At 61.9% G+C, this 23,484-nt stretch carries 21 protein-coding genes; 12 read left to right on the top strand and 9 right to left on the bottom strand.

What is annotated here, in order from left to right; translation table 11 throughout:
* The first annotated feature begins 3 nt into the window (after positions 1-3).
* Positions 4-987 carry a phosphodiesterase gene (locus ACIQTW_RS09920; protein WP_402936616.1) on the top strand — a complete coding sequence of 328 codons (984 nt, stop codon included), beginning with the start codon at positions 4-6 and terminating at the stop codon, positions 985-987.
* On the opposite strand, the gene ACIQTW_RS09915 is transcribed toward ACIQTW_RS09920, so the two are convergent.
* Both ACIQTW_RS09915 and ACIQTW_RS09910 read right to left on the bottom strand, forming a co-directional pair.
* Positions 965-2,380: a stealth family protein gene (locus ACIQTW_RS09915; RefSeq protein WP_402936614.1), complete on the bottom strand. Its 1,416-nt coding sequence runs from the start codon at positions 2,378-2,380 to the stop codon at positions 965-967. The two genes, ACIQTW_RS09920 and ACIQTW_RS09915, sit on opposite strands and share 23 nt — an antisense overlap.
* Positions 2,381-2,597: 217 nt before the next feature.
* Positions 2,598-3,518: a hypothetical protein gene (locus ACIQTW_RS09910; RefSeq protein ID WP_402936612.1), complete on the bottom strand. Its 921-nt coding sequence runs from the start codon at positions 3,516-3,518 to the stop codon at positions 2,598-2,600.
* 138 nt (positions 3,519-3,656) lie between these two features.
* On the opposite strand from ACIQTW_RS09910, the gene ACIQTW_RS09905 reads away from it, so the two are divergent.
* Together ACIQTW_RS09905 and ACIQTW_RS09900 are read left to right on the top strand one after the other, a co-directional pair.
* A complete protein-coding gene (locus ACIQTW_RS09905) occupies positions 3,657-3,956 on the top strand; it encodes a type II toxin-antitoxin system VapB family antitoxin (protein WP_011773432.1) in 300 nt (99 codons plus the stop codon).
* Positions 3,957-3,978: 22 nt separating this feature from the next.
* Positions 3,979-4,626, top strand: a complete 648-nt coding sequence (locus tag ACIQTW_RS09900) for a LytR C-terminal domain-containing protein (protein WP_402936610.1) — start codon at positions 3,979-3,981, stop codon at positions 4,624-4,626.
* Positions 4,627-4,643: 17 nt separating this feature from the next.
* Here the strand turns inward: ACIQTW_RS09900 and ACIQTW_RS09895 are convergent, their stop codons facing one another.
* Positions 4,644-5,384 (bottom strand): TetR/AcrR family transcriptional regulator, encoded by a 741-nt coding sequence (locus ACIQTW_RS09895; protein ID WP_402936608.1) that lies wholly within the window; start codon positions 5,382-5,384, stop codon positions 4,644-4,646.
* 48 nt (positions 5,385-5,432) lie between these two features.
* Positions 5,433-6,431, bottom strand: a complete 999-nt coding sequence (locus ACIQTW_RS09890) for a LacI family DNA-binding transcriptional regulator (protein ID WP_402936606.1) — start codon at positions 6,429-6,431, stop codon at positions 5,433-5,435.
* Between the two features lie 109 nt (positions 6,432-6,540).
* Here ACIQTW_RS09890 and ACIQTW_RS09885 point away from each other — a divergent pair, with 109 nt between their 5' ends.
* The 7 genes from ACIQTW_RS09885 to ACIQTW_RS09855 all read left to right on the top strand — a co-directional run bounded on the left by ACIQTW_RS09885 (position 6,541) and on the right by ACIQTW_RS09855 (position 14,557).
* On the top strand, positions 6,541-7,662 hold the full coding sequence (locus tag ACIQTW_RS09885; RefSeq protein ID WP_402936604.1) for a Gfo/Idh/MocA family oxidoreductase: 1,122 nt from the start codon (positions 6,541-6,543) through the stop codon (positions 7,660-7,662).
* Positions 7,659-8,450: a TIM barrel protein gene (locus tag ACIQTW_RS09880; protein ID WP_402936602.1), complete on the top strand. Its 792-nt coding sequence runs from the start codon at positions 7,659-7,661 to the stop codon at positions 8,448-8,450. The genes ACIQTW_RS09885 and ACIQTW_RS09880 overlap by 4 nt, the downstream gene beginning before the upstream one ends.
* Positions 8,451-8,571: 121 nt before the next feature.
* Entirely contained in the window at positions 8,572-9,573 is a 1,002-nt protein-coding gene (locus ACIQTW_RS09875) for a LacI family DNA-binding transcriptional regulator (protein ID WP_402936601.1), read from the top strand.
* A gap of 183 nt (positions 9,574-9,756) precedes the next feature.
* Positions 9,757-11,091 (top strand): extracellular solute-binding protein, encoded by a 1,335-nt coding sequence (locus ACIQTW_RS09870; protein ID WP_402936599.1) that lies wholly within the window; start codon positions 9,757-9,759, stop codon positions 11,089-11,091.
* Positions 11,092-11,127: 36 nt separating this feature from the next.
* Positions 11,128-12,048 carry a carbohydrate ABC transporter permease gene (locus tag ACIQTW_RS09865; RefSeq protein ID WP_091465228.1) on the top strand — a complete coding sequence of 307 codons (921 nt, stop codon included), beginning with the start codon at positions 11,128-11,130 and terminating at the stop codon, positions 12,046-12,048.
* 2 nt (positions 12,049-12,050) lie between these two features.
* Positions 12,051-12,953 carry a carbohydrate ABC transporter permease gene (locus ACIQTW_RS09860; RefSeq protein ID WP_179018836.1) on the top strand — a complete coding sequence of 301 codons (903 nt, stop codon included), beginning with the start codon at positions 12,051-12,053 and terminating at the stop codon, positions 12,951-12,953.
* Positions 12,954-13,018: 65 nt separating this feature from the next.
* Positions 13,019-14,557 (top strand): alpha-N-arabinofuranosidase, encoded by a 1,539-nt coding sequence (locus ACIQTW_RS09855; RefSeq protein ID WP_402936596.1) that lies wholly within the window; start codon positions 13,019-13,021, stop codon positions 14,555-14,557.
* Positions 14,558-14,627: 70 nt separating this feature from the next.
* On the opposite strand, the gene ACIQTW_RS09850 is transcribed toward ACIQTW_RS09855, so the two are convergent.
* Complete coding sequence (locus ACIQTW_RS09850) at positions 14,628-15,326, bottom strand: DsbA family protein (protein WP_402936594.1); 699 nt, start codon at positions 15,324-15,326, stop codon at positions 14,628-14,630.
* Between the two features lie 158 nt (positions 15,327-15,484).
* Between ACIQTW_RS09850 and ACIQTW_RS09845 the strand changes: the two genes are divergently transcribed.
* Together ACIQTW_RS09845 and ACIQTW_RS09840 are read left to right on the top strand one after the other, a co-directional pair.
* A complete protein-coding gene (locus ACIQTW_RS09845) occupies positions 15,485-16,558 on the top strand; it encodes a glycosyltransferase family 4 protein (RefSeq protein WP_402936593.1) in 1,074 nt (357 codons plus the stop codon).
* A gap of 44 nt (positions 16,559-16,602) precedes the next feature.
* Positions 16,603-18,738 carry a glycogen debranching N-terminal domain-containing protein gene (locus ACIQTW_RS09840; RefSeq protein WP_402936591.1) on the top strand — a complete coding sequence of 712 codons (2,136 nt, stop codon included), beginning with the start codon at positions 16,603-16,605 and terminating at the stop codon, positions 18,736-18,738.
* Here ACIQTW_RS09840 and ACIQTW_RS09835 read toward each other — a convergent pair.
* From ACIQTW_RS09835 to ACIQTW_RS09820, 4 genes are all read right to left on the bottom strand, one after another.
* On the bottom strand, positions 18,735-19,274 hold the full coding sequence (locus ACIQTW_RS09835; RefSeq protein ID WP_402936589.1) for a GNAT family N-acetyltransferase: 540 nt from the start codon (positions 19,272-19,274) through the stop codon (positions 18,735-18,737). The two genes, ACIQTW_RS09840 and ACIQTW_RS09835, sit on opposite strands and share 4 nt — an antisense overlap.
* A gap of 5 nt (positions 19,275-19,279) precedes the next feature.
* The gene (locus ACIQTW_RS09830; RefSeq protein WP_402936587.1) at positions 19,280-20,797 is read right to left on the bottom strand and encodes a glycoside hydrolase family 32 protein; all 1,518 of its coding nucleotides are present in this window, start codon (positions 20,795-20,797) and stop codon (positions 19,280-19,282) included.
* Between the two features lie 103 nt (positions 20,798-20,900).
* Positions 20,901-21,989, bottom strand: coding sequence for a LacI family DNA-binding transcriptional regulator (locus ACIQTW_RS09825; protein ID WP_402936585.1), 1,089 nt, complete (start codon positions 21,987-21,989; stop codon positions 20,901-20,903).
* 70 nt (positions 21,990-22,059) lie between these two features.
* Positions 22,060-23,454, bottom strand: coding sequence for a NosD domain-containing protein (locus ACIQTW_RS09820; protein ID WP_402936583.1), 1,395 nt, complete (start codon positions 23,452-23,454; stop codon positions 22,060-22,062).
* Between the last annotated feature and the right edge of the window lie 30 nt (positions 23,455-23,484).

Below are 23,484 nucleotides of genomic sequence, written 5' to 3'. Positions count from 1 at the left end.
GCTATGGAGCTCATCGAGGCCGAATACCCCAAACCAGGTCATGTGCTTTTGCACCTGAGCGATCTTCACCTGGTGGGTGGTCCGGGCACGCTCCACGGCTCGGTGGACAGTGCAGCCAGGCTCCGGGAGATCTGCGAGCAAATCATCGCCTCCAGAATCAGGCCAGAGGCCATCATTTTCACCGGAGACCTCGCTGACAAGGGCGAGTTGGAAGCCTACAAGCAACTCCGCGAGATGATTGAACCTCTGTGCGCGTCACTGGGAGCCAAAGCCATCTGGGCCATGGGCAATCATGACAACCGGGCGAACTTCCGTTCAGCGTTCGCCGATGCCTCCGCGGCCAGCAAGCCACAGGATCCCGTGGACCGCAGCTACTTTGTCAACGGACTCCGCATCATCACCCTGGACACCACGGTCCCCGGCCATCACTACGGCGAACTGTCGGAATCCCAACTGGAGTGGCTGGCCTCTGAACTTGCCACGCCAGCCCCGGACGGCACCATCCTTGCCCTTCACCACCCGCCTGTCCCATGCGTGCAGGACCTCGCCGTGTTGGTGGAGCTGCGCGGCCAAGCCGCACTGGCCGCCGTCGTCCGTAACACAGACGTCCGCACCATCCTGGGTGGCCACCTGCATTACTCCACGACGGCGAGCTTCGCCGGCATCCCGGTATCGGTCGCCTCAGCTACCTGTTATACGCAGGACCTGGCGGTGCGCGCCGGCGGGCAGCGCGGCCGTGATGGAGCCCAGTCCTACAACATGATCCACGTCTACGAGCACACGATCGTGCACTCCGTGGTTCCGATGTCCGGTGGCGTCACGGTTGGCGAGCCCTTGGATGCAGCCGAGGTTCAGCAGCGCCTGGCGGCGGCAGGTATCCGCATTCCTCACGAGTCCCGGGTGGGGGCCCACACTTCGCCGGGAACGCACACCTCGTCGCTCCCGCTTGTTTCTCCCGGCGGCTTTACTTCTCCCAAGGCGCCTTGACGGGGAAGTACTTCTCCAGGAAGTCGGTCACCAGGTCGGCTCGTTCATTTGCCTCGACTTCGGGGAAGCTGCCGTCGTTCAGGCAGAAGAAGTCCATGTGGCGCTTGGCCAGGAGCTTTGGCAGGTAGTGCAGTCCGGCCCACATGGTGGAGTCCACGTACCTGACTTTGGCGCTGGTCTGCGTGACCGCGCGACCGGTAAGCAGGGCGTAGTAGTGGTAGAACGAATTGGTCACCGAGATGTTGTCCGCGGCCCGGAACCGACTGCCGGCAGTCTTTGCGAACTCGGCAGGGAATTCCTTCTCCATTTGGGCCACCACGCTGCGGCGCAGCGGCGCGGCCGTGTGTTCAAGGTGCCGGGTGGTGATCCGGCCGAAGCGCTCCCAGAGCAGCTTGCGGTTCACACGGGCTGCGTTCTCAAAACCGCTGCGTTCGGCGTCATTCTCACCCAACCCAATGCGGGTGTCAGCTTCGATGAACTTGGTAATGCCACCCGGCGTGAAGAACATGTCGGGGCCCACAGGGCGGCCAAAGAACATGTCGTCATTGGAGTACAGGAAGTGCTCTGATAGGCCCTTGATGTGGTGCAGTTGGCACTCTACGGCCTGCGAATTGTGGGTGGGCAGCACGGAGGGGTCGGCGAAGAACTCCTCGCTGCGAACAATGGTGACCGACGGGTGGTCGGCCAGCCATTCCGGTGCGGGGGAGTCCGTGGCGATGAAGATCCGCCGGATCCAGGGCGCGAACATGTGAACCGAGCGCAGCGCGTACTTCAGCTCGTTGATTTGCCGGAAGCGCGCCTCATGGTCGTCGCCCTCGCCGAGGACAGCCCCGGCCTGCTGGGCGCGCCTCCTGGCGATGTATTCGGGGTCACTGCCGTCCACCCATGAGAAGACGATGTCGATATCGAAGTCGATGTCGCTGGCATGGTCAGCGAACATGTTCTCGATGGTGGGCCATGACAGGCCATGCCGTTGGACTGTGCCCCGCACTGCGTCCTGGCGCAGCATGGTTCGGCGGGTGAGGGAATTCTCCACGGGGAGTTCCAAATGATCGCCCTCGAACCGCCACAGCTCAAGTTGCACGCCCAGGGCCGGGCCATACCAGAGCCCGCCGCCGATCTCGACACGCGGCCGGTACAAGCGGAAGATTCGGGCTTTTCGGTTAGCCGTGAGATCGCCGTCCGCCACCAACATGGAGGTCTTCTTCTTGGCGTCCACGGTCATGGAATAGAAAGGCTCATTCCGGAAGGCCGTGACCAGTGCCTCGCGAACCTCCTTGCGTGACTCCCAGTCAACGGCAATAACGGGCCGCTCATCATTGCCGCGCACGAGGATGAAATCGATACCGGCAGCGTCCAGAGCGGCCCTGACAGCCAGAAGATCGGACACCATGGCCTGTTGCGGAGTCAGGTCGCCGTTGACCAGGGCGTACCGCCCACGGTGACGGACGACGTCGGACCTGTGCTTAAGATGCGCGACGACGGCAGGCGAGATCGCCTCAGCAATCGTGTCCTCTTCGATGGACGGGCTGCCGTGGTAAATCGGATCGACCTGTGCTTGTGTGATGGCTGTATCTCCGGGATCGTGGGGGTGCGGGTTGCGATGGAACTTAGATCGAAAGGGCTTCGCGCCAGCTGCGAAGGAAAGCGCCGCCGGCGTCGTCGTGGATCACGTCATCCGCCAGTTCAAGGTCGGCTGCCGTCAAAATGGTGTAGGGCTTCACCGGCACGCCGTCTGCGGGCCGGACGTCCACGTGCTTCACATCGTGATCGTTGTGGTGAAGCCAGTCTGCCATGGCGTAGTCCGTGCGGGAATCACCCACCGTCCGCCAGGAGAGCGGAGTAATGCCTTGGGCTGCCAGGAGTTCAACCGCGCGGCTGGCTCCGAGGTCCTTGCCCAGCCGGACCGATTCGATGTCGGTGGAGATGATGGTGGGGTCCAGGCGGTAGTCCGCGGTGTCATCGGACTCGGGTGCGTGGTGGTCCAGGATGGCGGCGTTGAGGCCGTGGCGTCCCATGATGTCCAGGGCATCGGCGTCGAAGAGTTTCTGCTCCGCCAGGTAGTCCTCGCTGGCCACGTCCAGGTGCTGCTCCACGGAAACCATGGCGCGCTTGGTCTCATCGAAAAACATGTGTGCTGAATAATCCTCTGCCACGAGCCTGCGGATATCGTCGCCGTAGGCTTTGGGAACTGCGAGTTCGTGGTCTACGTGGATGGGGCCAGGGCCTTCCGCTGTGTAGCTGAACCATACGGCGCCCTTCTCGCAAATAGCGTGAATGACAGTGTCCGCCGGCATGCCAGCGGCAATCATGGGTTCCATGACTTGCTCGCTGATGAACGCATCAGAGCGGCCCGTGTTGAAGATGACGGGGATCCCGGCCGAAGCCAGGGCCACCATGTCCGCGATGATGTCCGGCTTGACGTCGCGCGTTACAGGGCTGGCGATAGGGCCATCGACATCCAGCAGCAACGCCAGAGCGGGCGTAGCGCGGGCAGCGGTCCGGTCAGTACCTTGCAGCGGTTGAGTCATGAACCCATTCTGTCAGTCCCGGCGGTTCCCATCACAGCTATGACGCGCGCGACGACGGTTAGTCACCTTTTGGCTACAACGTGCCTGTGCTGCGGGTCACAAGTTCCGTTAGGGCGGCTTCTTCCATAGGCTTGCAGAGTGATCTTCAAAGCTGTGGGCGAGGGACGCCCGTACCCTGACCATGGATACTCTGCGCCGCGGGACTGGGCTGCCCTGCCCCCGCGTCCTATCCGCCTCGATGAACTCGTTACCACCAAACGGACCCTGGACCTGGAGGCATTGTTGGCTGAGGACTCAACCTTCTTCGGTGATTTGTTCCCGCACGTTGTCCAGTATCAAGGCGTCATGTACCTCGAGGACGGGCTCCACAGGGCCGTCCGCACGGCGCTCCACCAGCGCACGGCAATTCACGCACGTGTATTGGTGATCGATGGCTAGCAAGCGCAGGCGTCCCAAAGATGTGACGCAGCTCCACGGCCACCATGTAGTGACAGGCCCGGAGCTTCGGGCAACCTTTGCCGAGGACGCCCAGGCGCACAAGGGCCGCTTCCGGCGGCGGCTGTTCCACGGAATAGTCCTGGTACTGCTGGTTGGCGTCATAGCGGCCGGAGCCGTGGGTGCCTGGGCGATCATGAACGGGGTGGTCAAAGTTCCAAGCTCGATTGCCAGCAAAGCGCCCACCAGCCTCTGCCCCAGCACCACGTTCGATTACGTCCCGAACGAGACCGTCACCCTCAACGTGTTCAATGCCACCTCGCGCGCCGGGCTGGCCAGCACGGTCGCTGAACAGTTCACGGCGCGTGGCTACAAGGTGGCCTCGGTGGACAACAGCGATACCGCTTACTCTGGCATTGGCGTGGTGGTCTCCGGAGTCAAGGGCCAGGCCGCGGCGTTCAACGTCCAGCGGAATCTTGCTGGAACGGACTACTTCGAAGACAACCGTGAGGACGAGTCCGTGGATGTCATCCTGACGCCTGGTTTCGAAGACTTGGTGGAACCTCAGCTGGTGGACCAGACCCCGGGTGCGCTGCAGTGCCCGCGTGAGGACCTGCGCATTGCGGACAACTCCAAGTGGCCCATCATTCCCACGCTGCCCGCGGATCAGTAGCTGGCTGAGGTCAGTAGCTAGCTGGCGAGGGCATCGTGGGTGGGCGATTCCAGGCGCATCGGCTTTCCGGCCTCGTCGAAGCGGGCTCCCGCGCCCAATTGGATGAACCGCACCGTTTGCGCCGTGTGAAGCTCGAGGGCCGTGTGAACTTCGGGGGCGGCGTGAAGTTCGGAGGCGCTGTGAAGCTCGACGTCGGAGGCCGGCGGCGGCGGGGCGGTCTCGCCGTCGGGCGTTCGGTTGCGTCGTGCGGCGCTGGCGGAAAGCGTTCCGTGAATGAGGCGCGCCAACTGGGCGACGTCCGTGTCCGGAAGGTAGCCCTGCTCCACGCCGTCCTGGAGGATGTCTTGGAGCAGGACGTTGAGGTCGCCCACGTGGTCGGCGAGCTTCGCGAAGGAACCGGGGGAGAGGACGGCGGCCATTGCCGGTCCTGGAGGCAAGTGGCGCCGGCTGAGATCCTCAACCTGGGACCGGACATAGAGGGCAAGCCTGTCAACGGGGTTTTCCAACGCAGCGAGTGAATCGCGGAGGTCAACGATGAAGCGCTCTGTCTCGTCCAAGGCGTACGCGATCAGCAATTGCTCCATGTCTGCGTAATAGTTGTAGACCGCCGTACGTCCGACGCCGGCGTGCCGGGCGACGTCCGTCATGGTGAGTCCCGGGAGGCCATGGGTGAAGAGGAGCTCTCCAAAAGCGGTCAAAATCCGACGTTGGGTCTCGGCGCGTTGGGCAGCGTTCGTGGCGGCCGTGATCCTTGGCATATAGACACTTTACAGTGATCTGTCACTAAGAGCTGTGAGGCCGGAGCGTCAGTTGCCTGTAGGAGCCCCGGCTGTGGTTTTGCGGAGGACCAGATGCGGCGTTCGGACTACGCTGCCCGGTGACTTCGCCCCTTCGATTCGGTCCACGGCACGGCCAACGGCCGAGGCGGCAAGGAGTGGAGCGTCTTGGCTAACGGAGGACAGCTGGACGAAACTGAGCTTTGCGAAGTGGCTGTCGTCATAGCCGAGCACCGATATATCCTCGGGAATCCGGATCCCTGTGGCCCTGAAGCTTTCCATGATGCCGAGGGCCGACCTGTCGTTGAAGGCGATGACTGCCGTGGGCAGGTTAGCCTGAAGAATCTGCCCGGCTCCCATGCCGTCCTCCTCTCCAGGGCCACCAGGAACAACCACAGGTTGGAGCCCGTGCCGCATCATTTCAGTGCAGTACGTCTCCCGGCGTTTGTCCGACGAAACGGCAGCGCCGCCGTCGACGTGGATGATCCGGCGATGACCGAGACTTACCAAGTGGTCAACGGCTATCGCGATGCCTGCGTGATCGTCACTGCTGACCGAATCCACGAGGTCGCCCACATCGTCGCGAAGGAGGCTCACCACCGGCACCTGGCGGGCGTGCAGGGCGAGATCATCCACGCTGAGGGTTGGGGCGATGATGATCAATGCCTCCGCGCCGACATCCAGCAAGGTCTCTATGGCGCGGGCCTCGGGCCTGCCGTTCGCTACGGCGCTCAGCGCTATTTCATAGCCTCTGGCGGAGGCCTCGGCGTAGGCGGCATCCACAATTTCCGCGTGGAAGGGCTGTGAGCTGGAAAAGATGAGACCCAGGAGTTTGGTCCTACTGCTCCGCAACAACCTCGCCCGGGAGTCTGCTCGATATCCGAGTTGGCGGGCTGCCTCCAAGACTCTTTGCCGCGTTGATTCCGCGGCGCCGGGTGCATCCCGCATCACGATGGAAACCAAGGCGCGGGAGACGCCTGCCGCTTCGGCTACGTCCATCAAGGTGGGGCGGCGCTGCAATTCCGACATATTTCCTCCTGGCTGCCCACAGTCTATAGAACGATCTAGACGTACGGCGAACGACATGTCAGGATGGTGCGACTAGAACGATCTAGATCGACTATTTCAGGAGCTTACTATGGGTTACCTTCAGCACCCGGTCACCGAAGACCGGCCGGTTCGTATCGCACTGATCGGAGCGGGATGGATCGGAAGTTTCCACGCTGAGTCGGTTGCGCATCGCATCCCCAATGCCCGGCTTGAGGCAATAGCCGATCCTGCCCTCCCTGCGGTCGAGGCACTTGCCGACCGCCTCGGCGTTGCCAAGATCAGTAGTGACGCCGCAGATGTGCTGAATGATCCTGATGTGGATGCTGTTCTTATCGCGGCGCCTGCGCGTTTTCATGCCGGGCTGATCGCCGCGGCTGCGCGGGCAGGTAAGCACGCTTTCTGCGAGAAGCCGGGCGGCAGGACCGTGGAAGAACTTGATGAGGCACTGGACGCAGCAGGGACCGCGGGCGTGATCGTCCAGTTCGGCTTCAACCGCCGCTACTCAAGCGACTTTGCCGCCGCCCGCAGGCTCATTGATGACGGTGCCATAGGAACCCCTCAGTTGCTGCGGTCCCTGACCCGCGATCCCGGCAATACTGACGGGATTGCCAACCCGGATCGGATTCCGCCGGGCACCATCTTTTTGGAGACCCTCATTCACGACTTCGATACCTTGAACTGGCTGAACCCGGGGGCTGTCCCCGTTCGCGTTCATGCTGTGGCTGACGCGCTGGTAGCTCCTGAAGCGAAAGAGGGTGGCCTGTTGGATACCGCTGTGGTCACTGTGACCTACAGCAACGGAGCAATTGCTGTTGCCGAGGCCAACTTCAACGCGCTTTACGGCTATGACGTGCGGGGAGAAGTTTTTGGCTCTGCCGGAATGGTGACGGCGGGAGGCCCGCAGGCCAGCTCTGCCATGAGCTACACCGCCGCCGGCATCAATGCGTCCACCGTCCGCCTGAACGTGGACCTCTTTCACGATGCGTATACGGCTGAACTCGCCCACTTCGTGGACTCCGTGAAGGCTGACCGTGACGGTATGCAAGCCCCCGCCGCACGAACTGCCGGTGGAGGCGACGCGCGCAACGCCTTGGCCGTGGCCCTTGCCGCGTCCCGTTCAGCTCAAACCGGGCTGCCGGTTGATGTGGCAAGTATTGCCGTACTGCGGCCAGCGGAACCCGCACTGCACACCGTAGGTGATGAAGCATGAGCCTCCGCTTGGCTGTCTGCGCTGAAATGCTCTACGGCGAATTGCCCTTGACGGAGCGCGTGAAGAGGATCCATGAGCAAGGCTTTGAGGTGGAGTTGTGGGACACCCGGGGCCGGGACATCGCGGCCCTGGTAGCAACGGGAGCCCGGTTCTCGTCGATGAGCGGCTATTTCGGCGGTAGCCTCACTGATCCGGGCAGCGCCGATGAGGTGCTGGCATCGGCGGAGAAACTGGTTCCTGTCGCGCTTGAACTTGGTATCGAGCGTATGGTGGTCCACCCTGCAGAGCTCGGGGATGGCGGCCGGGCTGTCCGCCCCGTTCACCGATCCACCGGCGAAATGTGGCTGACCGGTCGGCGCACGCTCGAACGCCTGGCGGCATTGGGCGAGAAGCACGGAGTGGTCTTCGCGTTGGAGAACCTGAACACTGTGCTGGACCACCCCGGCATCCCTTTGGCGCGGGCAAAGGACACCCTGGCGCTGGTCTCGGCGGTAAGCCACCCCAATGTCAGGATGATGCTGGACCTCTATCACGCTCAAATTGGTGAGGGGAACCTGATCGAACTTATCCGTGCCGCGTTGCCTTGGGTAGGAGAAATACAAGTAGCCGATGTCCCCGGCCGGTGCCAACCCGGCACCGGGGAAATCAATTACCCCGGCATCGCGACTGCGCTTAAGGAGGCCGGATACAAGGGGGTGGTTGGTCTCGAAGCGCAGGCTGCCGGAGGGGCCGGCCTGGAAGCAGGGGACACCGCGCTGGCGGCTTTCCGTGCTGCCTTTGAAGACTAGCCAAGAGTGGCCGGCGCTCTTGCCATGGGCGACAGTGCACTGCGTCCAAGGGCAAAATCTCGCGTAGCATCAAGGAAAACCGGTCAACAGCAGCGCCGGCCAACAGCAGCTAGGGGGCGTCTTGCGCGCAACGGTCAAGGACGTAGCGCGCCGTGCAGGGGTCTCGCCTAAAACGGTATCGAACGTGATGAACGGGATCGTGCCGGTGAGCGGCCCCACGCGGCTCAGGGTTGAGCAGGCCATGGCGGAGCTGGACTACGTCCCCAATCTCTCGGCGCGCGGACTGCGCAATGGCCGTTCGGGTGTTATCGGACTGGCGCTGCCGGATCTGGCGACTCCCTTCTCCGCGGAGATCGCCCAAAACATTGTGGAAGTTGCCCATGAGCAAGGCTTCAGCGTGCAGATCGAGGAAACGGGCTCCGACCCGCACCGTGAGCATGAGCTGATGACCCGGGCGAGGGCCAACCTGATCGACGGACTGATCCTCAATCCCGTGGTGCTCAAGGAGAGTGCCGTGCAGGTGGGCGTCGCGCTGCCTCCGGTGGTTCTCCTGGGTGAAGTCACGCAGCAGCTGGCCGACCGCATCTTTGTGGACAGCTTCGCGGCGGCGCGGGACATGACACTCGCTTTGGCAAGGCCTGGACGTCGGCGCATCGCAGTTCTGGGTGTCAATCGCGGAAGGCAATCCGCCACGGCGATCCAGCGGGCAGGCGGCTATGAAGCAGCACTTCAGATGCTGGGAATTGCCAAGGATGAGTCGCTGCTGATTTCCTGCGACAGTTGGACGCCTGCTTCGGCAGCTGCATCGTTGGATGAGTATCTGGACGCAAACCCCGTACCTGAGGCACTGTTCTGTTTCACCGACTCCATGGCTCTTGGCGCCTTGAATACCTTGTGGAAGAGGGGCGTGCGCATTCCGGATGACATCGCAGTAGCCGGTTTCGACGACGTGATCGACGGACGGTTTGCGGTACCTTCGCTGACCACCGTGTCCTTCGACAAGCGGGCAATTGCCGCGGAGGCCTTGCGTCTTTTGACCGAACGCATGTCTGACAGGTCCCATGGGCAACGCTTGGTTGAAATCGAGTACACCATTGTGGAGCGGGACAGCAGCAGAGGCTGAAACGAGAGCCTGCCACTAAATTGTGCGCGCTAACAATTTTCTCTTGCCCTGTACATTACATCGATGTAATGTGAGACCTGCGTCACCCCCGGGCCAACCTTTACCCAAGCGTGGAGATGCACCGGAACCGGACTTTGCAGTGCAGCAGTGACCTTTCAGCGGACCCATCCAAAGGAGTGACGGGTGAAGCAGTTTGAATCTTTGACCGGGAAACAGTTGTCCCGGAGGCAGTTATTGACAGGATCGGCCCTTCTTGGCGGAGGCCTGCTGGCCACCGGCCTCACGGGCTGCGGAGGTGCGGCCCAGGCCGCTGCAGTGCAGGACATCGGGTTCTGGCACCTGCTTTCCGGCGGTGATGGCATCAAGATGCAGGCCATGATCAACAGCGCCAACCAAGCCAATCCTGGTTTCAAGGTGCATCCCACAGTGCTTGCGTGGGGTCCGCCGTATTACACCAAACTGGCCATGGCCTCCGCAGGTGGCCGCCCTCCCGAGGTGGCCATCATGCATGCCAGCCGGGTTCCCGGATACGCGCCGGGCGGACTCATTGAGCCGTGGGACCTGGACCTGCTTGCAGAGAACGGCGTAAGAGCGTCCGATTTCGCCCCCAGGATCTGGGAGAAAAGCCAGCACGACGGCAAGGTGTTCTCCATCGCCCTGGATTCACACCCTTTCGTCATGTTCTACAACACGGATATCGCAGGTAAGGCCGGAGTACTGGGCAGTAACGGCCAACTACAGGAAGTGACCTCACCCCAGGAATTCAAGGCGATGGCCCTCGAAATGCAGAAGGTCACCAAAGCCCACGGCCTGTCCTTCGGCTATCTCGGCAGTGGTTCGCAGATGTGGCGCCTCTTCTACACCCTCTACAAGCAACACGGCACGGACATGGAACTGACACCAGGGCAGCCCATGAAGGTGGACCGGGAAGCGGCCATTGAATCACTGGAGTTCATGGCATCCCTCTTCGATGACACCATTGCAGCCCAAGCCGGAGACATCAGCACGGGCATCGCGGAGTTTGCCCGTGGGGGATCGGGGATGCTGTTCAGCGGCGTGTGGGAACTGCCCACCATGAAGAAGGCCGGAATACCCGTAGACGCGGCCACCATTCCTACGCTGTACGGAACGCCGGCTTCTTACGCAGACTCGCACTCGTTCGTCCTCCCACGGCAACTGAACTTGAATGAGGACAAGCGCAGGGACGTCTACAAGTTCGTCACCGATGTCCTCAAAGGATCCCTGTCCTGGGCAGAAGCCGGACACATTCCGGGCTTCCAGCCTGTGGTCCAATCACAGGCCTACCGCGAACTCACGCCCCAGATTCACTACGCCAATGCGGCGGACATCATTGCCTACGATCCCGAATCCTGGTTCAGCGGTTCCGGCTCGGACTGGCAGACCTACTTCGCGGAGACCGTGCAGAACGTCCTCCTGGGAAGGGACAAGGCAGCCGCGGGATGGGCTGCCTTCGAGCAACGCACCAACACCCTCCTCTCCCGTCCCAACCCCGTCTAACCGGCCCACCCACCGAGCGACCAAAGGAGTTCTTGAATGAGTACCTCTACGCTGTCCCGGCCGAGGCCGGAGAGTCTGCGCAAACCCGGGAGCCGCACCCGAAGCAACCTGAGCGGCTGGGGATTTGCCACCCCCTTCCTTGTCTTCTTCCTCGTTTTCCTCGTCTGGCCCATTCTCTACGGCTTCTACATGAGCCTTACAGGCAAGTCCCTTACCGGCGCCAACGACGATCTGATTGGCTTCGCGAACTATGCCGAAGCCTTGGCCGACGCCGATATGTGGCGGTCCCTGGGCAACACCCTCTACTTCACGGTGATCAGCACCGTCCCGTTGGTCCTCGTTGCCTTGGTCATGGCCGCCCTCCTCAACATCGGCCTTCCAGCCCAGTGGCTGTGGCGGCTCTCCTACTTTGCGCCGTACTTGCTGGCCTCCACGGTGGTTTCACTGTTCTTCACCTGGATGTACAACCCGCAGCTCGGCCTCATCAACGAGTTCCTGACAGGCATCGGCCTCCCACGCGTTGCCTGGTTGAATGACCCCAACGTGGCTATGTGGGCCATTGTCATCGCCACGCTCTGGTGGACCGTGGGCTTCAACTTCCTGCTCTATCTGGCCGCGATGCAGAACATCCCCGCGCAGCATTATGAGGCAGCCTCCCTGGACGGCGCCGGAGCATGGCGCCAATTCTTCTCCATCACGCTTCCGCAGCTGACACCCACCACCGTGATGATCGTGCTGCTCCAGATCCTGGCGTCGCTGAAGATCTTCGATCAGGTGTACCAGATGACCGCCGGCGGGCCAGGTGGATCCACCCGGCCCGTGGTGCAGTACATCTTCGAAACCGGGTTCACCGGATACCGGCTGGGCTACTCGGCAGCCATCTCCTACATCTTTTTCGGACTGATCGTGGTCATCTCGATCATGCAGTTCGTCATCACACGCCGCAGGAGTGCATAACCATGGCAACCCCTACCCTGACCCGTCCCGCCCCCAGTACCACCACCGGCAACAGCCTCAAGCTCCGCCAGCCCCGCAAGAAGCTGACCGTTGGCAGGATCGCGGCCATCGTCGTCGCTGCCTTCATCGCAGTGCTCTGGCTGATTCCGTTTGCGTGGGCCACGGCCACCGCTTTCAAGACCGAGACGGATGCCGCAGCTCCGGACGTGACGTGGCTGCCGCCGTCGGGCTTCACTCCCGAAGCGTTCGTCAAGGTGTTCCAGGATGGCAACATCCCGCTGTGGACCTGGAACTCGCTCTACACCTCGGCGGCCATCACGGCCATCACCCTGGTGATCTCGGCACTGGTTGCTTATGCGCTTTCGAGGATCGATTTCAAGGGCAAGAAAGTGCTGATGACGGTGATCATCGCGTCCATCATCATTCCACCGCCCGTGCTGATCATCCCCCTCTTCTACCAGATGCTGGCGCTTAACCTCATCGATACGTCGTGGGCCATCATTCTGCCGCAGGTCATCCACCCCGCCATGGTGTTCGTGCTGAAGAAGTTCTTCGACCAGATCCCGCGTGAACTCGAGGAAGCGGCCGTGATGGATGGGGCCAGTCGCTTACGGATCTTCACGCAGATCATCCTGCCGTTGTCCCGCCCGATCCTGGCCGCCGTAGCGATCTTCGTGTTCATCGGCGCGTGGAACAACTTCCTGTGGCCGTTCATCGCCACTAATGATGGCAACCTGCTAACCCTCCCGGTCGGCCTGCAGACCATCAAGAGCGCCTATGGCATCCAGTACGCGCAGAACATGGCATCTGCCCTGCTCGCCGCGCTGCCGCTGATTGTCGTCTTCCTCTTCTTCCAGCGCCAAATCATTAAGGGTGTTGCGACGACGGGACTCGCCGGAACGTAACCGGCACCATTCGAAAACCAACAGTTTCAGAACACAACAGTTTCAGAACACAACCAAGGAGATACATGTCCCGCGCACGCATCACCCTCGACCGCGACTTCACCATTGGCGAGGTACCCCGACGACTTTTCGGCTCTTTCGTGGAGCACATGGGCAGGTGTGTTTACACAGGCATCTACGAGCCCGGGCACCCCGAGGCTGACGAGAACGGCTTCCGTCAGGACGTCATGAAGCTCGTCAAAGAACTTGGCGCCACCGTCATCCGCTACCCCGGCGGCAACTTCGTTTCCGGATACAACTGGGAAGACGGCGTAGGCCCGCGCGAGAACAGGCCCCGCAGACTGGACGGAGCCTGGCACACCGTGGAAACCAACGCTTTTGGCCTGCACGAGTTCGTGGACTGGTCCAAGCAGGCCGGCACCGAGATCATGGAAGCCATCAATCTGGGCACCAGGGGAGTCGACGCGGCCCGCGAAATCGTGGAGTACGCCAATCACCCCGGCGGTACCTACCTTTCCGATCTCCGCGCCAAGAACGGCCACAAAGACCCGTTCAACATCAAGCTCTGGTGCCTGGGCAACGAGCTGGACGGTCCGTGGCAGATCGGCCATAAAACCGCCGACGAGTATGGCCGGCTGGCACAGGAAGCCGCCAAAGCCATGCGGTTCGTGGACCCCTCCCTTGAGCTCGTGGCTTGCGGCAGTTCGAGCTCCAGCATGCCCACCTTCGGCGCGTGGGAGCAGATCGTCCTGACGCACACGTACGACGAAGTGGACTACGTTTCCCTCCACGCCTACTACCAGGAACACGAAGGTGACGTCGGAAGCTTCCTGGCCTCCGCCGTCGATACCGACTACTTCATCGAATCAGTGATCGCCACCGCGGACGCCGTCCGCGCCAAGGGGAAGCACAAGAAGCACATCAACCTGTCCTTCGATGAGTGGAACGTTTGGTACCAGCGAGGATTGGACACGGAGGACCAGCCACACAACGTGATCAAGGCCGGTTGGCGTGAGCACCCACGGGTGATCGAGGACAAATACAACGTCACCGATGCCGTGGTGGTAGGGACGCTGCTGAACTCGCTGCTCCGCCACGGCGACCGCGTCAAGATCGCAAATCAGGCGCAGCTGGTCAACGTGATTGCCCCGATTCTCTCGGAAGAGAACGGGCCGGCATGGAAGCAGACCATCTTCCACCCGTTCGCGCGGATGGCCGAGTTGGCCAAGGGCCAGATCCTGCGACTCTCCGTGGACTCGGACAAATACTCGAACAACCGCTTCGGGGACACGGACCTGGTGGATGTCAGCGCTACCTGGAATGAGGAAACAGGGAGGGTCGCACTCTTCTTCGCGAACCGCGGGTTGGAAGAAGCCGCCGACGTCGAGGTTGCCCTGCGCGGTTTCGATGCCCGCCAGGTGCTCCGCGCCGAAGTCCTTGAAATCCCCGAGGACGGCGACCGCTTCACCATCAATTCCCAGGAGCAGCCGGGCCGTGTTGGCCTGACGGCTCTGGAAGGTGTGAAGGCGACCGGTTCCGAACTCCGCCTGACGCTGCCCGCCCTGTCCTGGGCCGTCGTCGAGCTTGATGTGGTGAAAGCCTAGCGGACCCAACTGAGTAACAGATCAGGCCGTTCCCAGCGCTGGGAACGGCCTGATCTGTTACCTACTTGGGTTAAATGCTGCAGCCGTCCGGGCCGCAGGCCTCGGCGTCGGAGGCGCCCACGGGGATCAGCGGGTTGGCTTCCTGCCACGCTTGGTTCAACGCCTGGCTGAAAAGATCAGCCGGCTGGGCACCGGAGATGCCGTACTTGCGGTCGATGACGAAGAACGGGACACCGGTGACGCCAATGGCGCGGGCTTCGTTGATGTCCTGGGTTACTTGGTCCGCGTACTTGTCGGAGGTAAAGAGCTCGGCAACCTCGTCGGCGGGGAGCTCAAGGGCTGCGCCGAGTTCGGTGAGGTACTCCTGGTTGCCGATGTCCTTGCCGTGCTCGAAGTGATCGCTGAGCAGGCGTTCCTTGGCGGCGTCCTGGCGTCCGTGGGCGGCGGCCAGATGGATGAGGCGGTGGGCGGTGAAGCTGTTGGCCACCACTACTTGGTCGAAACGGTAGTCCAGCCCTTCTTCCTTGGCGGTCTCCGTGACATGGCTGAACATCTGCTTGACCTGCTCCGGAGCCATACCCTTACGCTTGCTCAGGTAATCCAGCTCCGTGCCGTCGTAGTGCTCCGGGATGGAGGGGTCAAGCTGGTAGCTCTTCCACTCGATGTCCACCGAATCGCGGTGCGGGAACTGTGCCAGGGCGGACTCAAAACGGCGCTTGCCGATGTAGCACCACGGACAAGCGACGTCTGACCAGATCTCAATCTTCATGTTGGCTGCAACGCCCTGACGTGGCCCGACATTCCGGGAGTGAGCTGTTAGTTTGCTCACCCAACCCCCAGGTGTTGCCGGGGTGGGTGAGCAAGAATATGTTTAGAAGAGGTTGTGCAGTCAGCCTGTGGGTTGGGGGTTTACACGGAGAGAACCTCGTGCGAATCGGACTCATAGTTGGACCTTGGTTTACCGTACCGCCCGAAAAGTATGGCGGAACAGAGCGTGTAGTGGATGCGTTGGCGAGGGCTTTGTCCGACGCCGGCCATGAAGTCCTGCTGGCAACGGCAGCGGACAGCACTTGCCCTGTGCCCCAAATTCCGGGCTTTGGCCCAGCCGTTCCGGAGGACCTGGGACAGAGTTTCAGCGAGTTGGGGCATGTCATTAAGGCCTACGCGGAGTTACGGGACGTGGACATCATCCATGACCACACCCTGGCCGGCCCGCTCTATGCGCACAGACCACCGGGCGTCCCTGTCGTTACCACCATTCACGGCCCTTTGTCGCCCATCTACGCGCCGCTCTACCGTGACATGGCACAGGACACTGCAATCATCGCCATCTCCCACGATCAGTGCAGCCGGGTGGAGGACCTTGAGATCTCCGCAGTCATCCATCATGGGATTGACCTCTCGGCAGTGAGCGTAGGCCGAGGCGCCGGGGGATACGCCTGCTTTGTGGGACGTATGTGCCCGGACAAGGGGCTCATGGAAGCAGTAGCCATCGCCCGGGAAGCAGGAGTGCCCCTAAGGATCGCGGCGAAGATGCACGCTCCGGATGAGCAGGGCTACTTCCGCGACGTAGTGCAGCCCGCTTTGGCATCCAACGAAGAGTTCCTGGGCGAACTCTCCGATCCCGAGAAATACGAGTTGATGGGCGATGCGATTGCGCTGCTCAACCCGATTCAATGGCACGAACCCTTTGGGCTGGTCATGATCGAAGCACTAGCCACGGGAACGCCTGTGCTGGCGACGCCCATAGGGGCGGCCCCGGAAATCGTCAGGCATGGTGTCACCGGTTTTGTAGGGTCTGCCAGGGAGCTGGCCGACTCCGTTGCCCGCATCCCGGAGCTGAACCGTGAGGCGTGTAGACGCTCCGTGGAGGAATCGTTCAGCGCTCAAAGGATGGCATCCGATCATGTGGACCTCTACGCCAAAGTGATCGAACAATTCCAGGCAAAACCTCTTCCCGGCGAAGGCCTGTTGCAAGAGAATCAGAGTCGAGCCCTCTAAGGCTCCTTACCCTCAAGCAAGACCCCCGAGGAGGCCTTCCGGCCATGACCGCTTGGAACGAAGACACCGAAGCCGGGGCGTCCGAACTGGGTGCCGTAACCGTCGTCGAAGGTTCATCTTTTTGTATCTCCTCGCACTCAGGCGACATCCACGGTGGTGGCTCCCAAGGTACCTACTATCAGGACACGCGGATCGTTTCGCGCTGGATCCTGAGGATCAACGGCGCACTTAGGGAACCGCTGGTGGCACGGAACCCCACGGCTTTCCAAGCTGAGTATGTGGGACGGGCATGCTCCGCGGACGGCAGGTTCGACAGCCCCCTGGTAGTTCAGCATCAACGCCACGTCGGGGCCGGCCTGCGGGACGACATCACCATCAGGAACTACTCCGGGCAGGACGCGCCCTGCGAGATTGAACTGCTGATCGACGCCGACCTGGCGGACCTCTTCGACGTCAAGGGCGGCCGGACCCACAAAGCCGGGGCGCCGACGAGGAAAGCGCACAAGAAAGAGCTGCACATCGAATCCTCGCACTCCAGCGGTCAGCGCAGGGGAGTTGCCTTCCGGGCCTCCGGAGCCAAGGTGTCCGAGGACGGTTTGCGGTTCCACATCAACATCCCCGCACGCAGCCAGTGGTCCACCAGCATCATCGCCCACCCGTTGATCAACGGAAAAGGGCCCAACGATCCCTTCACTGAAACCACGCCGCTGCACCACACCCCCGGCGTCCGCCGCCACGTTGCCTGGGAAGAACATGTTCCCCGGATCGCCGTGACCGACCGCAACGTGGAGGAGGTCCTGGAGCGGAGCCAACGTGATTTGGGCTCCCTGCGCATCTTTGACCCCGAACATCCGGACCGCGTGGCCGTGGCGGCCGGAGCGCCCTGGTTCATGGCACTGTTCGGACGCGACTCCCTCCTTGCGTCCTACATGTCCCTTATGGTGGACCCGCGGCTGGCCGCCGGAACCCTGCAGACCCTGGCCGCGCTCCAAGGCAGCAAAGTGGACGTGGATTCCGAGGAAGAACCCGGGCGCATCCCCCATGAGGTCAGGCTCGGCGTCACAGCCGGACTCTCACTGGGCGGAACTGCCTACTACGGAACAGCAGACGCGACACCCTTGTTCGTCTCGACGCTCGGCGAGCTCAGCCGATGGGGTCTGGGCTCGGACATCATCGAGTCCCTGCTCCCGCACGCTGACCGGGCCATCGAATGGCTGGAACAGTACGGGGACCGCGACGGCGACGGTTTCATCGAGTATCAGCGGCCCAACGAGCATGGACTCGTCAACCAGGGCTGGAAAGACTCCTGGGACGGCATCAACTTCGCCGATGGCCGGATGGCGGAAACTCCCATCGCCCTTTGCGAGGTGCAGGCCTACACTTACGCGGCCTACGTGGGACGCTCCCTCCTAGCCCGCGCGGCGGGGGACACCGCCGTCGAACGCCGTTGCGCGGACCGCGCCGAAGCGCTGAAGACCGCCTTCAACGAGGCTTTTTGGCTCCCGGATCAGGGTTATTACGCGCTGGCGCTGGACAAGGATAAGAAGCCTGTGGACTCGTGCACGTCCAACATGGGGCACTGCCTGTGGGTGGGCATCGTGGATGAGGACAAGGCGCCCATGGTGGCGGAGCGGCTGATGTCCCCGGAAATGTTCACCGGATGGGGCATCCGGACGTTGGGATCCGACATGGGCGCGTACAACCCCGTCAGCTACCACAACGGTTCCGTGTGGCCCCACGACACCGCTCTCGCCGCCACAGGGCTCATGCGGTACGGCTTCGTGAAGGAGGCCAGCCGGGTCGCGAGCGGACTGTTCGACGCCGCCGAACACTTCGGCGGTCAGCTTCCGGAGCTTTTTTGCGGCTTCGACCGCGGAGACTTTGCAGAGCCGGTACCGTATCCGACGGCGTGTTCCCCGCAAGCGTGGGCGGCTGCGGCCCCCGTTCAACTCGCCCGGATCCTGCTGCGGTTCGATCCCGATTTCACCCGCAACGTGCTGCACCTGGCGCCCATCCTGCCTGACTCCTTGGGAACCTTCAAAGCCGACAACGTGCTGCTGGGGCGCTCGCGGATCACCATCGAGGCCTCTGGCTCGTCCGGAAGCGTGACGGGGGTACCGGCCGGTCTTGAGCTGAGGTCCGATCCCAGGCCGCCCCTGACCGGGGAAATGTTCGGCTAGTTTCCCTGGAGTTCGTGCTCCATGACGAAGTCGTGCTCCACGGTGTCGCCAAGCTTGAACGACTTGGTGCCCACCCGCTGGAAGCCACTTTTCTTGTAGAAGCGGATGGCCTTCGCGTTCTCGCTGTTAACGCCGAGCCACACCCCTGCTGCGCCCTTGTCCGCGGCGTCGGCCAGCGATGCCTGAATGAGTCGTGACGCGGCACCCTTGCCGTGGTGGTCGGGGTGGACGTAGCACTTGCTTAGTTCCGTGGAGGGGAGCGCCGAGAGCACGGAGGCCACGTCCGGGTCGCTGGCCGGCTTGGCAATCAGCATGGTGTAGCCGTTGAGCTGCCCATCGTCGTCGAGCACCAGGATGGTGATGTTCGCATCGGCGAGGTAGTCCTCGAAGTTGGCCTCGCTCAACGTCTTTTCGAGGTGTGCCTGGATGTCCGCCGACGAGGAGCCGGGCGGGCACGCCAGCGGGAAGGTGACGGCGGCGAGCTCAGCCAGCTTCCCGGCGTCGTGCGTAGTTGCGGTGCGGATGGTTTCAGTCACGTGAGTCAGGATACGGCCGAGACAGTGAGTTTACGTACTGTAGCCGTGCCACCCTCCACGTTGAGTTCCGTGCGGAGGATCCCGGGCTCGGGGAACACCAGATCGGTCAAGACAACTTTGCCGCCTTGCGCGAAGACTTCCACGGAGCCGTGGTCGACGACCACGCGGAGCCTGAGCACGCCGTCCTCAAGGGGCACAGGTGCAGACTCTGCCGACGCGAACTTTTCGTGGAAAGCGGTGTTGCCTGAGTTGCGGCGATCCAGGATGAGTTGGCTCGTCGCAGTATCGAAAGTAAGAAGCGTGGCGGCATCCCCGCCCAACGCGCCGAAAAGACTCAGGGTGGTTGTTCCGGCAGTTCCTGGTCCGATCTCGGCGTCAATCACGTGGATTGAAGCAGGATCTGCGTGCGGCAATGCCACCGTGGAGTCGCAAATCTCCTGGTCCTCCATGGTGTAGATGCTTGGCCCGAGCTCGGCCGGCAGCACGGGGCGCTGTACCAAACGGGGCAGGCCGCCGATGGTAGCCAGCTCAACCTCGCGGGCCAGTGACATGCTGGATCGCCACGGGGACGTGGGCAGGGAGTTGGCGTAGTCCCAGTTATTCATCCAGCCAATCATGATGCGGCGGTTGCCCGGAACATTGCTGAAGGAGACTGCTGCGTAGTAATCGCGTCCCCAATCGAGCCATAGGCACTGCCTCAGGTTGGCATTTCCGTCCTCAACTAATGAATCGCTGTCCGCGGTGAACTGAACCCCATCAAAATGGCCCACGAAGTACTGTCCTCCCGATCCTCCTGCTACGGCACCGGGGTTGATGTTGACCACCAGGACCCACTTGACGTGGTCCGGGTTTCCGTCGACGGGGAGGGGGAAGAGATCAGGACATTCCCACTCGCCGCCCGTGGCATTGGCAGGCCCGAACGTGCTCAGGTACTCCCATGCCTTGAGGTCTGCCGAGCGGTACAGGACAACCTGCTGGTGCTGTGCCTCCACCGCCACCATCACCCAGAATGAAGCCGACGCACCGTCGTACCGGAACACCTTGGGGTCGCGGAAATGCGCCGAGCCTCGATTGAGGACCGGGTTTCCCACGTACTTCTGCCACGTCATGCCCGCGTCCGTGGAGAAAGCGAGAGACTGCGCCTGAGTCCCCTCGAGTCCCGAACCTTCCTTGAAAGCGCTGGTGTAGATGGCAACCAAGGCAGGGTTTTCCGGGGTGCCGAAGCCGGTGGTATTGCCCTCATCCACCACGATGCTTCCGGAAAACACGTCCTCCTGCTCGTCGCAGGCAATGGCTACGGGATGCTCGTCCCAGTGAAGAAGGTCCCCCGAGGTGGCATGGCCCCAGGACATGTTGCCCCAGACGTTGTCGAAAGGGTTGTTCTGGTAGAAGAGATGGTAGACGCCCTGGTAAAACACGAGTCCATTGGGATCGTTCAGCCACGTGCTGTTGGCGGTGTAATGAAGGGCTGGCCGGGCCGTGTGTTCCGCGGGAGCGGCAGTGTGAGTGGTTGTATCAGTCATTGGAGTTCTACCAGGACATCCGTTTCAGGGCAGGAGGGGTCAGGGCGGCTGTGCATTTATGGTCCTTATGGTCGGGGGCGTCCGGGACTGGACGCAGATGAAGTCAGGTGTTGGTACGTGCTGTCAGGTTTGCGCTACTGTCGCCGGCCCCGGACTGTGGGGAGGCAACGGAATGACGCAGGACCAAGGGGCAGGGAAGAACGGTGGGGTGTGCCGCAAACAACTGCAGGTCCGTTTTTCCCTCAATGGCGTCGATCAGGTTCTTCGTAGCCCACGCGCCCATTTCATAGTGCGGAAGGGCAACCGTAGTCAGCGAGGGGTAAAGGTTTTCGGCAATGAGCTGCTGGTTATCGAATCCCACGATTGAGAGGTCCTCGGGTATCCGCAGCCCAAGTTTCCCGGCCGCCCTGTAAGCACCCATGGCCATGCGGTCGTTGTAGCAGAAGATGGCCGTGGGCCGGCTGGGAGATTCCAGGACCCGCAGCGCCGCTTGGTAGCCGCCTGGCACCTCGGATAGTTCCGAGTGGACCAGTTCATCATGAAACGTCAGTCCGGCGTCGGCCAGCGTGTCCTTGAAAGCCTTCAGCCGGGAGTGCGTTGCCGGGACGTCGTCGGTGTTGTTGAGCATGCCGATCCGCGTGTGACCGGCGTCGATCAGTGTTTGCACCGCGAGCCGTGCGCCGCCGGCTTCATCGGGGATGACTGAGGAGACGGAGTGGTTGATGTCCTCGGAGTCCACAAGGACTGCCGGAACCCCGGCCAGGTTCGTGGGTACGGACAGCTTCCGGTGGTACATGGTGGCGTACAGGATGCCATCCACCTGCCGATCCAGCAGATCGGCGACGTCGCTTTCGCGCGAATCCTGTGAACCGGTGCTGGTGGAGTTGATGATCATGATGTTGTACCCACGAGCCCGTGCCGTTTCCTCCGCCCCGAGGATGATCCTGCCCGCGTGCGGAGTGGTGGCAATCTCTTCGCTGATGAAACCGATCATGCCCGAACGTTGGGTGCGAAGGGCTTGGGCCAGCCGATTGGGTCCGTAACCCAGACGCTGGGCCGCTTCGTGGACCCGTTCCCTGGTTTCGGTACCTACGCGGGCGTAAGCAACGTCGTTCAGGACATGGGAGACGGTGGTGACAGAGACACCGGCCGCCGCGGCCACGTCTTTGATACCTACAGATCTTTTGGTCATTGCTCTCCCACGTCCTCATGGTTTTGATGGTTGTTGCTGATCCTACGTTCGGCTTACTCGTCCCAGTAGGCTATCGAGGAATACCCGCTGCCTGGCTCGTTTGGGCGGTCTCTGCGGCCTTGAAACCAATGGTCGGCGTGGCCCTTACAGCGTTGACGCTCCTGTCTGCGATCACCTGCTCGTCATTTCCGGAATCAAGGATGGTATTCCGAGCCGAGGCTGCATCAACCAGGACCGCCGTCACTGCAAGGCCCTCCGAAGCCCCGGTGGTCAACAGCGCATCCACTTGCGCCGAGAAGCAAGAGTCACTCGCCGCAGCGCGAACGTCCATGGCCACCACGTGATTGTTGGAGACGAAGTTGCCTGCACCCTCTGCCAGATGGATGATCACGGGTGTGGCCCCCGATGGTCGAATGCTCTCTGCGTCCACTATTTCCGAGAAGTGGTTGCCGATCACCGAGTTGTTGTTGCCACCGATGCGCAGCAGCCCGTAGAGGTCATCCCGCCCGTTATCCACTCCCAGGAACGGAGTCCAGGGCTCATGGTCCCTAAGGAAGTGGTTGGTTGCCACAAGGTTCTCAGAACTGTTTTCGGCAAGAACCACCATCCCGGGGTAGAACGAGTGCAGGCGGTTGTTGGACACACTTGAGCGTGTGACACCGTCGAAATGGATGCTGCTGGCACCGCGGGGGAATATGTTGTTCGCGGTGATCAGGAGCCCGCCATGGTTCTGGGCGTAGATTGAGTGACCCTTGAAGCCGGCCCCAATCAGGTTGTCGGTGATCTTGGACGCCTGGCCCCAACCGCGGAGTTCGATGCAGCTTCCGCATTCGGCAATGAAATTGTCGTGAAGGGAAAGGGCGTCCGCCTTGTAGATGGTGAGCGCATTCTCGAGGTACACGAAGCCCATCCCGTTAACACGGAAGGAGTCATTGGCGCTGGCCACATAGATACCGGTCTTGCCGTTGACGTAGCTGTTCTCCGCAGGCAGCCCCGAGCCATCGGGGGTGAAGTGCAGGCCATCGATGCAGAAGTTGGAGAATTCCACTGAGCTGATACGGGGGCTCCCGCTACGTTCAATGTAGAAGGCGGCGCCCTTGGATTCGTCCCTGAGTAAGTCGTCGCTGAGGGGAAGATCGACGATGACGTGGCTACCGCCGGGCCACAACTCATGGAGGTCCGGCCATTCTTCCTCAGGAACGTTGAACCGGATGCTCGAGGACGTAAAGCCATGGCCCGAGCCCTGGATCTTGAGGAAGCTGACATCGATGACCACCTGCGTGCGGAGGTGATAGTCCCCGGGCGGAAGGTAAATAACCGCTCCCGGCTTGCCGCCGTCGTTCTCATCCGTGACCGCCTGCCGGTCCTTGATGTCCGCGATGATGCTGTTGATGACTTCACCAACGTCCTCGGACGGGTTGCCGACTGGCCACGTGGTGACGTCGTAGTGGTTGCTGTTGGACATGGGGTCCTCTCTTAGCTTGAAAATTTCCTC

This window comes from Paenarthrobacter sp. NPDC090517, from assembly GCF_044769165.1.
GTDB lineage: Bacteria > Actinomycetota > Actinomycetes > Actinomycetales > Micrococcaceae > Arthrobacter.
Note: the sequence above shows the minus strand (reverse complement) of the source record. Positions and strands in the feature narration are given on the sequence as shown.

What these genes read in the sequence shown, in the direction of transcription:
- ACIQTW_RS09895 (WP_402936608.1), bottom strand. Translation starts at nt 5,384, where the DNA reads ATGCCAAGGATCACGGCCGCCACGAACGCTGCCCAACGCGCCGAGACC.
- ACIQTW_RS09825 (WP_402936585.1), bottom strand. Translation starts at nt 21,989, where the DNA reads ATGACCAAAAGATCTGTAGGTATCAAAGACGTGGCCGCGGCGGCCGGT.
- ACIQTW_RS09865 (WP_091465228.1), top strand. Translation starts at nt 11,128, where the DNA reads ATGAGTACCTCTACGCTGTCCCGGCCGAGGCCGGAGAGTCTGCGCAAA.
- ACIQTW_RS09830 (WP_402936587.1), bottom strand. Translation starts at nt 20,797, where the DNA reads ATGACTGATACAACCACTCACACTGCCGCTCCCGCGGAACACACGGCC.
- ACIQTW_RS09910 (WP_402936612.1), bottom strand. Translation starts at nt 3,518, where the DNA reads ATGACTCAACCGCTGCAAGGTACTGACCGGACCGCTGCCCGCGCTACG.
- ACIQTW_RS09915 (WP_402936614.1), bottom strand. Translation starts at nt 2,380, where the DNA reads ATGGTGTCCGATCTTCTGGCTGTCAGGGCCGCTCTGGACGCTGCCGGT.
- ACIQTW_RS09850 (WP_402936594.1), bottom strand. Translation starts at nt 15,326, where the DNA reads ATGAAGATTGAGATCTGGTCAGACGTCGCTTGTCCGTGGTGCTACATC.
- ACIQTW_RS09840 (WP_402936591.1), top strand. Translation starts at nt 16,603, where the DNA reads ATGACCGCTTGGAACGAAGACACCGAAGCCGGGGCGTCCGAACTGGGT.
- ACIQTW_RS09890 (WP_402936606.1), bottom strand. Translation starts at nt 6,431, where the DNA reads ATGTCGGAATTGCAGCGCCGCCCCACCTTGATGGACGTAGCCGAAGCG.
- ACIQTW_RS09920 (WP_402936616.1), top strand. Translation starts at nt 4, where the DNA reads ATGGAGCTCATCGAGGCCGAATACCCCAAACCAGGTCATGTGCTTTTG.
- ACIQTW_RS09860 (WP_179018836.1), top strand. Translation starts at nt 12,051, where the DNA reads ATGGCAACCCCTACCCTGACCCGTCCCGCCCCCAGTACCACCACCGGC.
- ACIQTW_RS09855 (WP_402936596.1), top strand. Translation starts at nt 13,019, where the DNA reads ATGTCCCGCGCACGCATCACCCTCGACCGCGACTTCACCATTGGCGAG.
- ACIQTW_RS09820 (WP_402936583.1), bottom strand. Translation starts at nt 23,454, where the DNA reads ATGTCCAACAGCAACCACTACGACGTCACCACGTGGCCAGTCGGCAAC.
- ACIQTW_RS09885 (WP_402936604.1), top strand. Translation starts at nt 6,541, where the DNA reads ATGGGTTACCTTCAGCACCCGGTCACCGAAGACCGGCCGGTTCGTATC.
- ACIQTW_RS09880 (WP_402936602.1), top strand. Translation starts at nt 7,659, where the DNA reads ATGAGCCTCCGCTTGGCTGTCTGCGCTGAAATGCTCTACGGCGAATTG.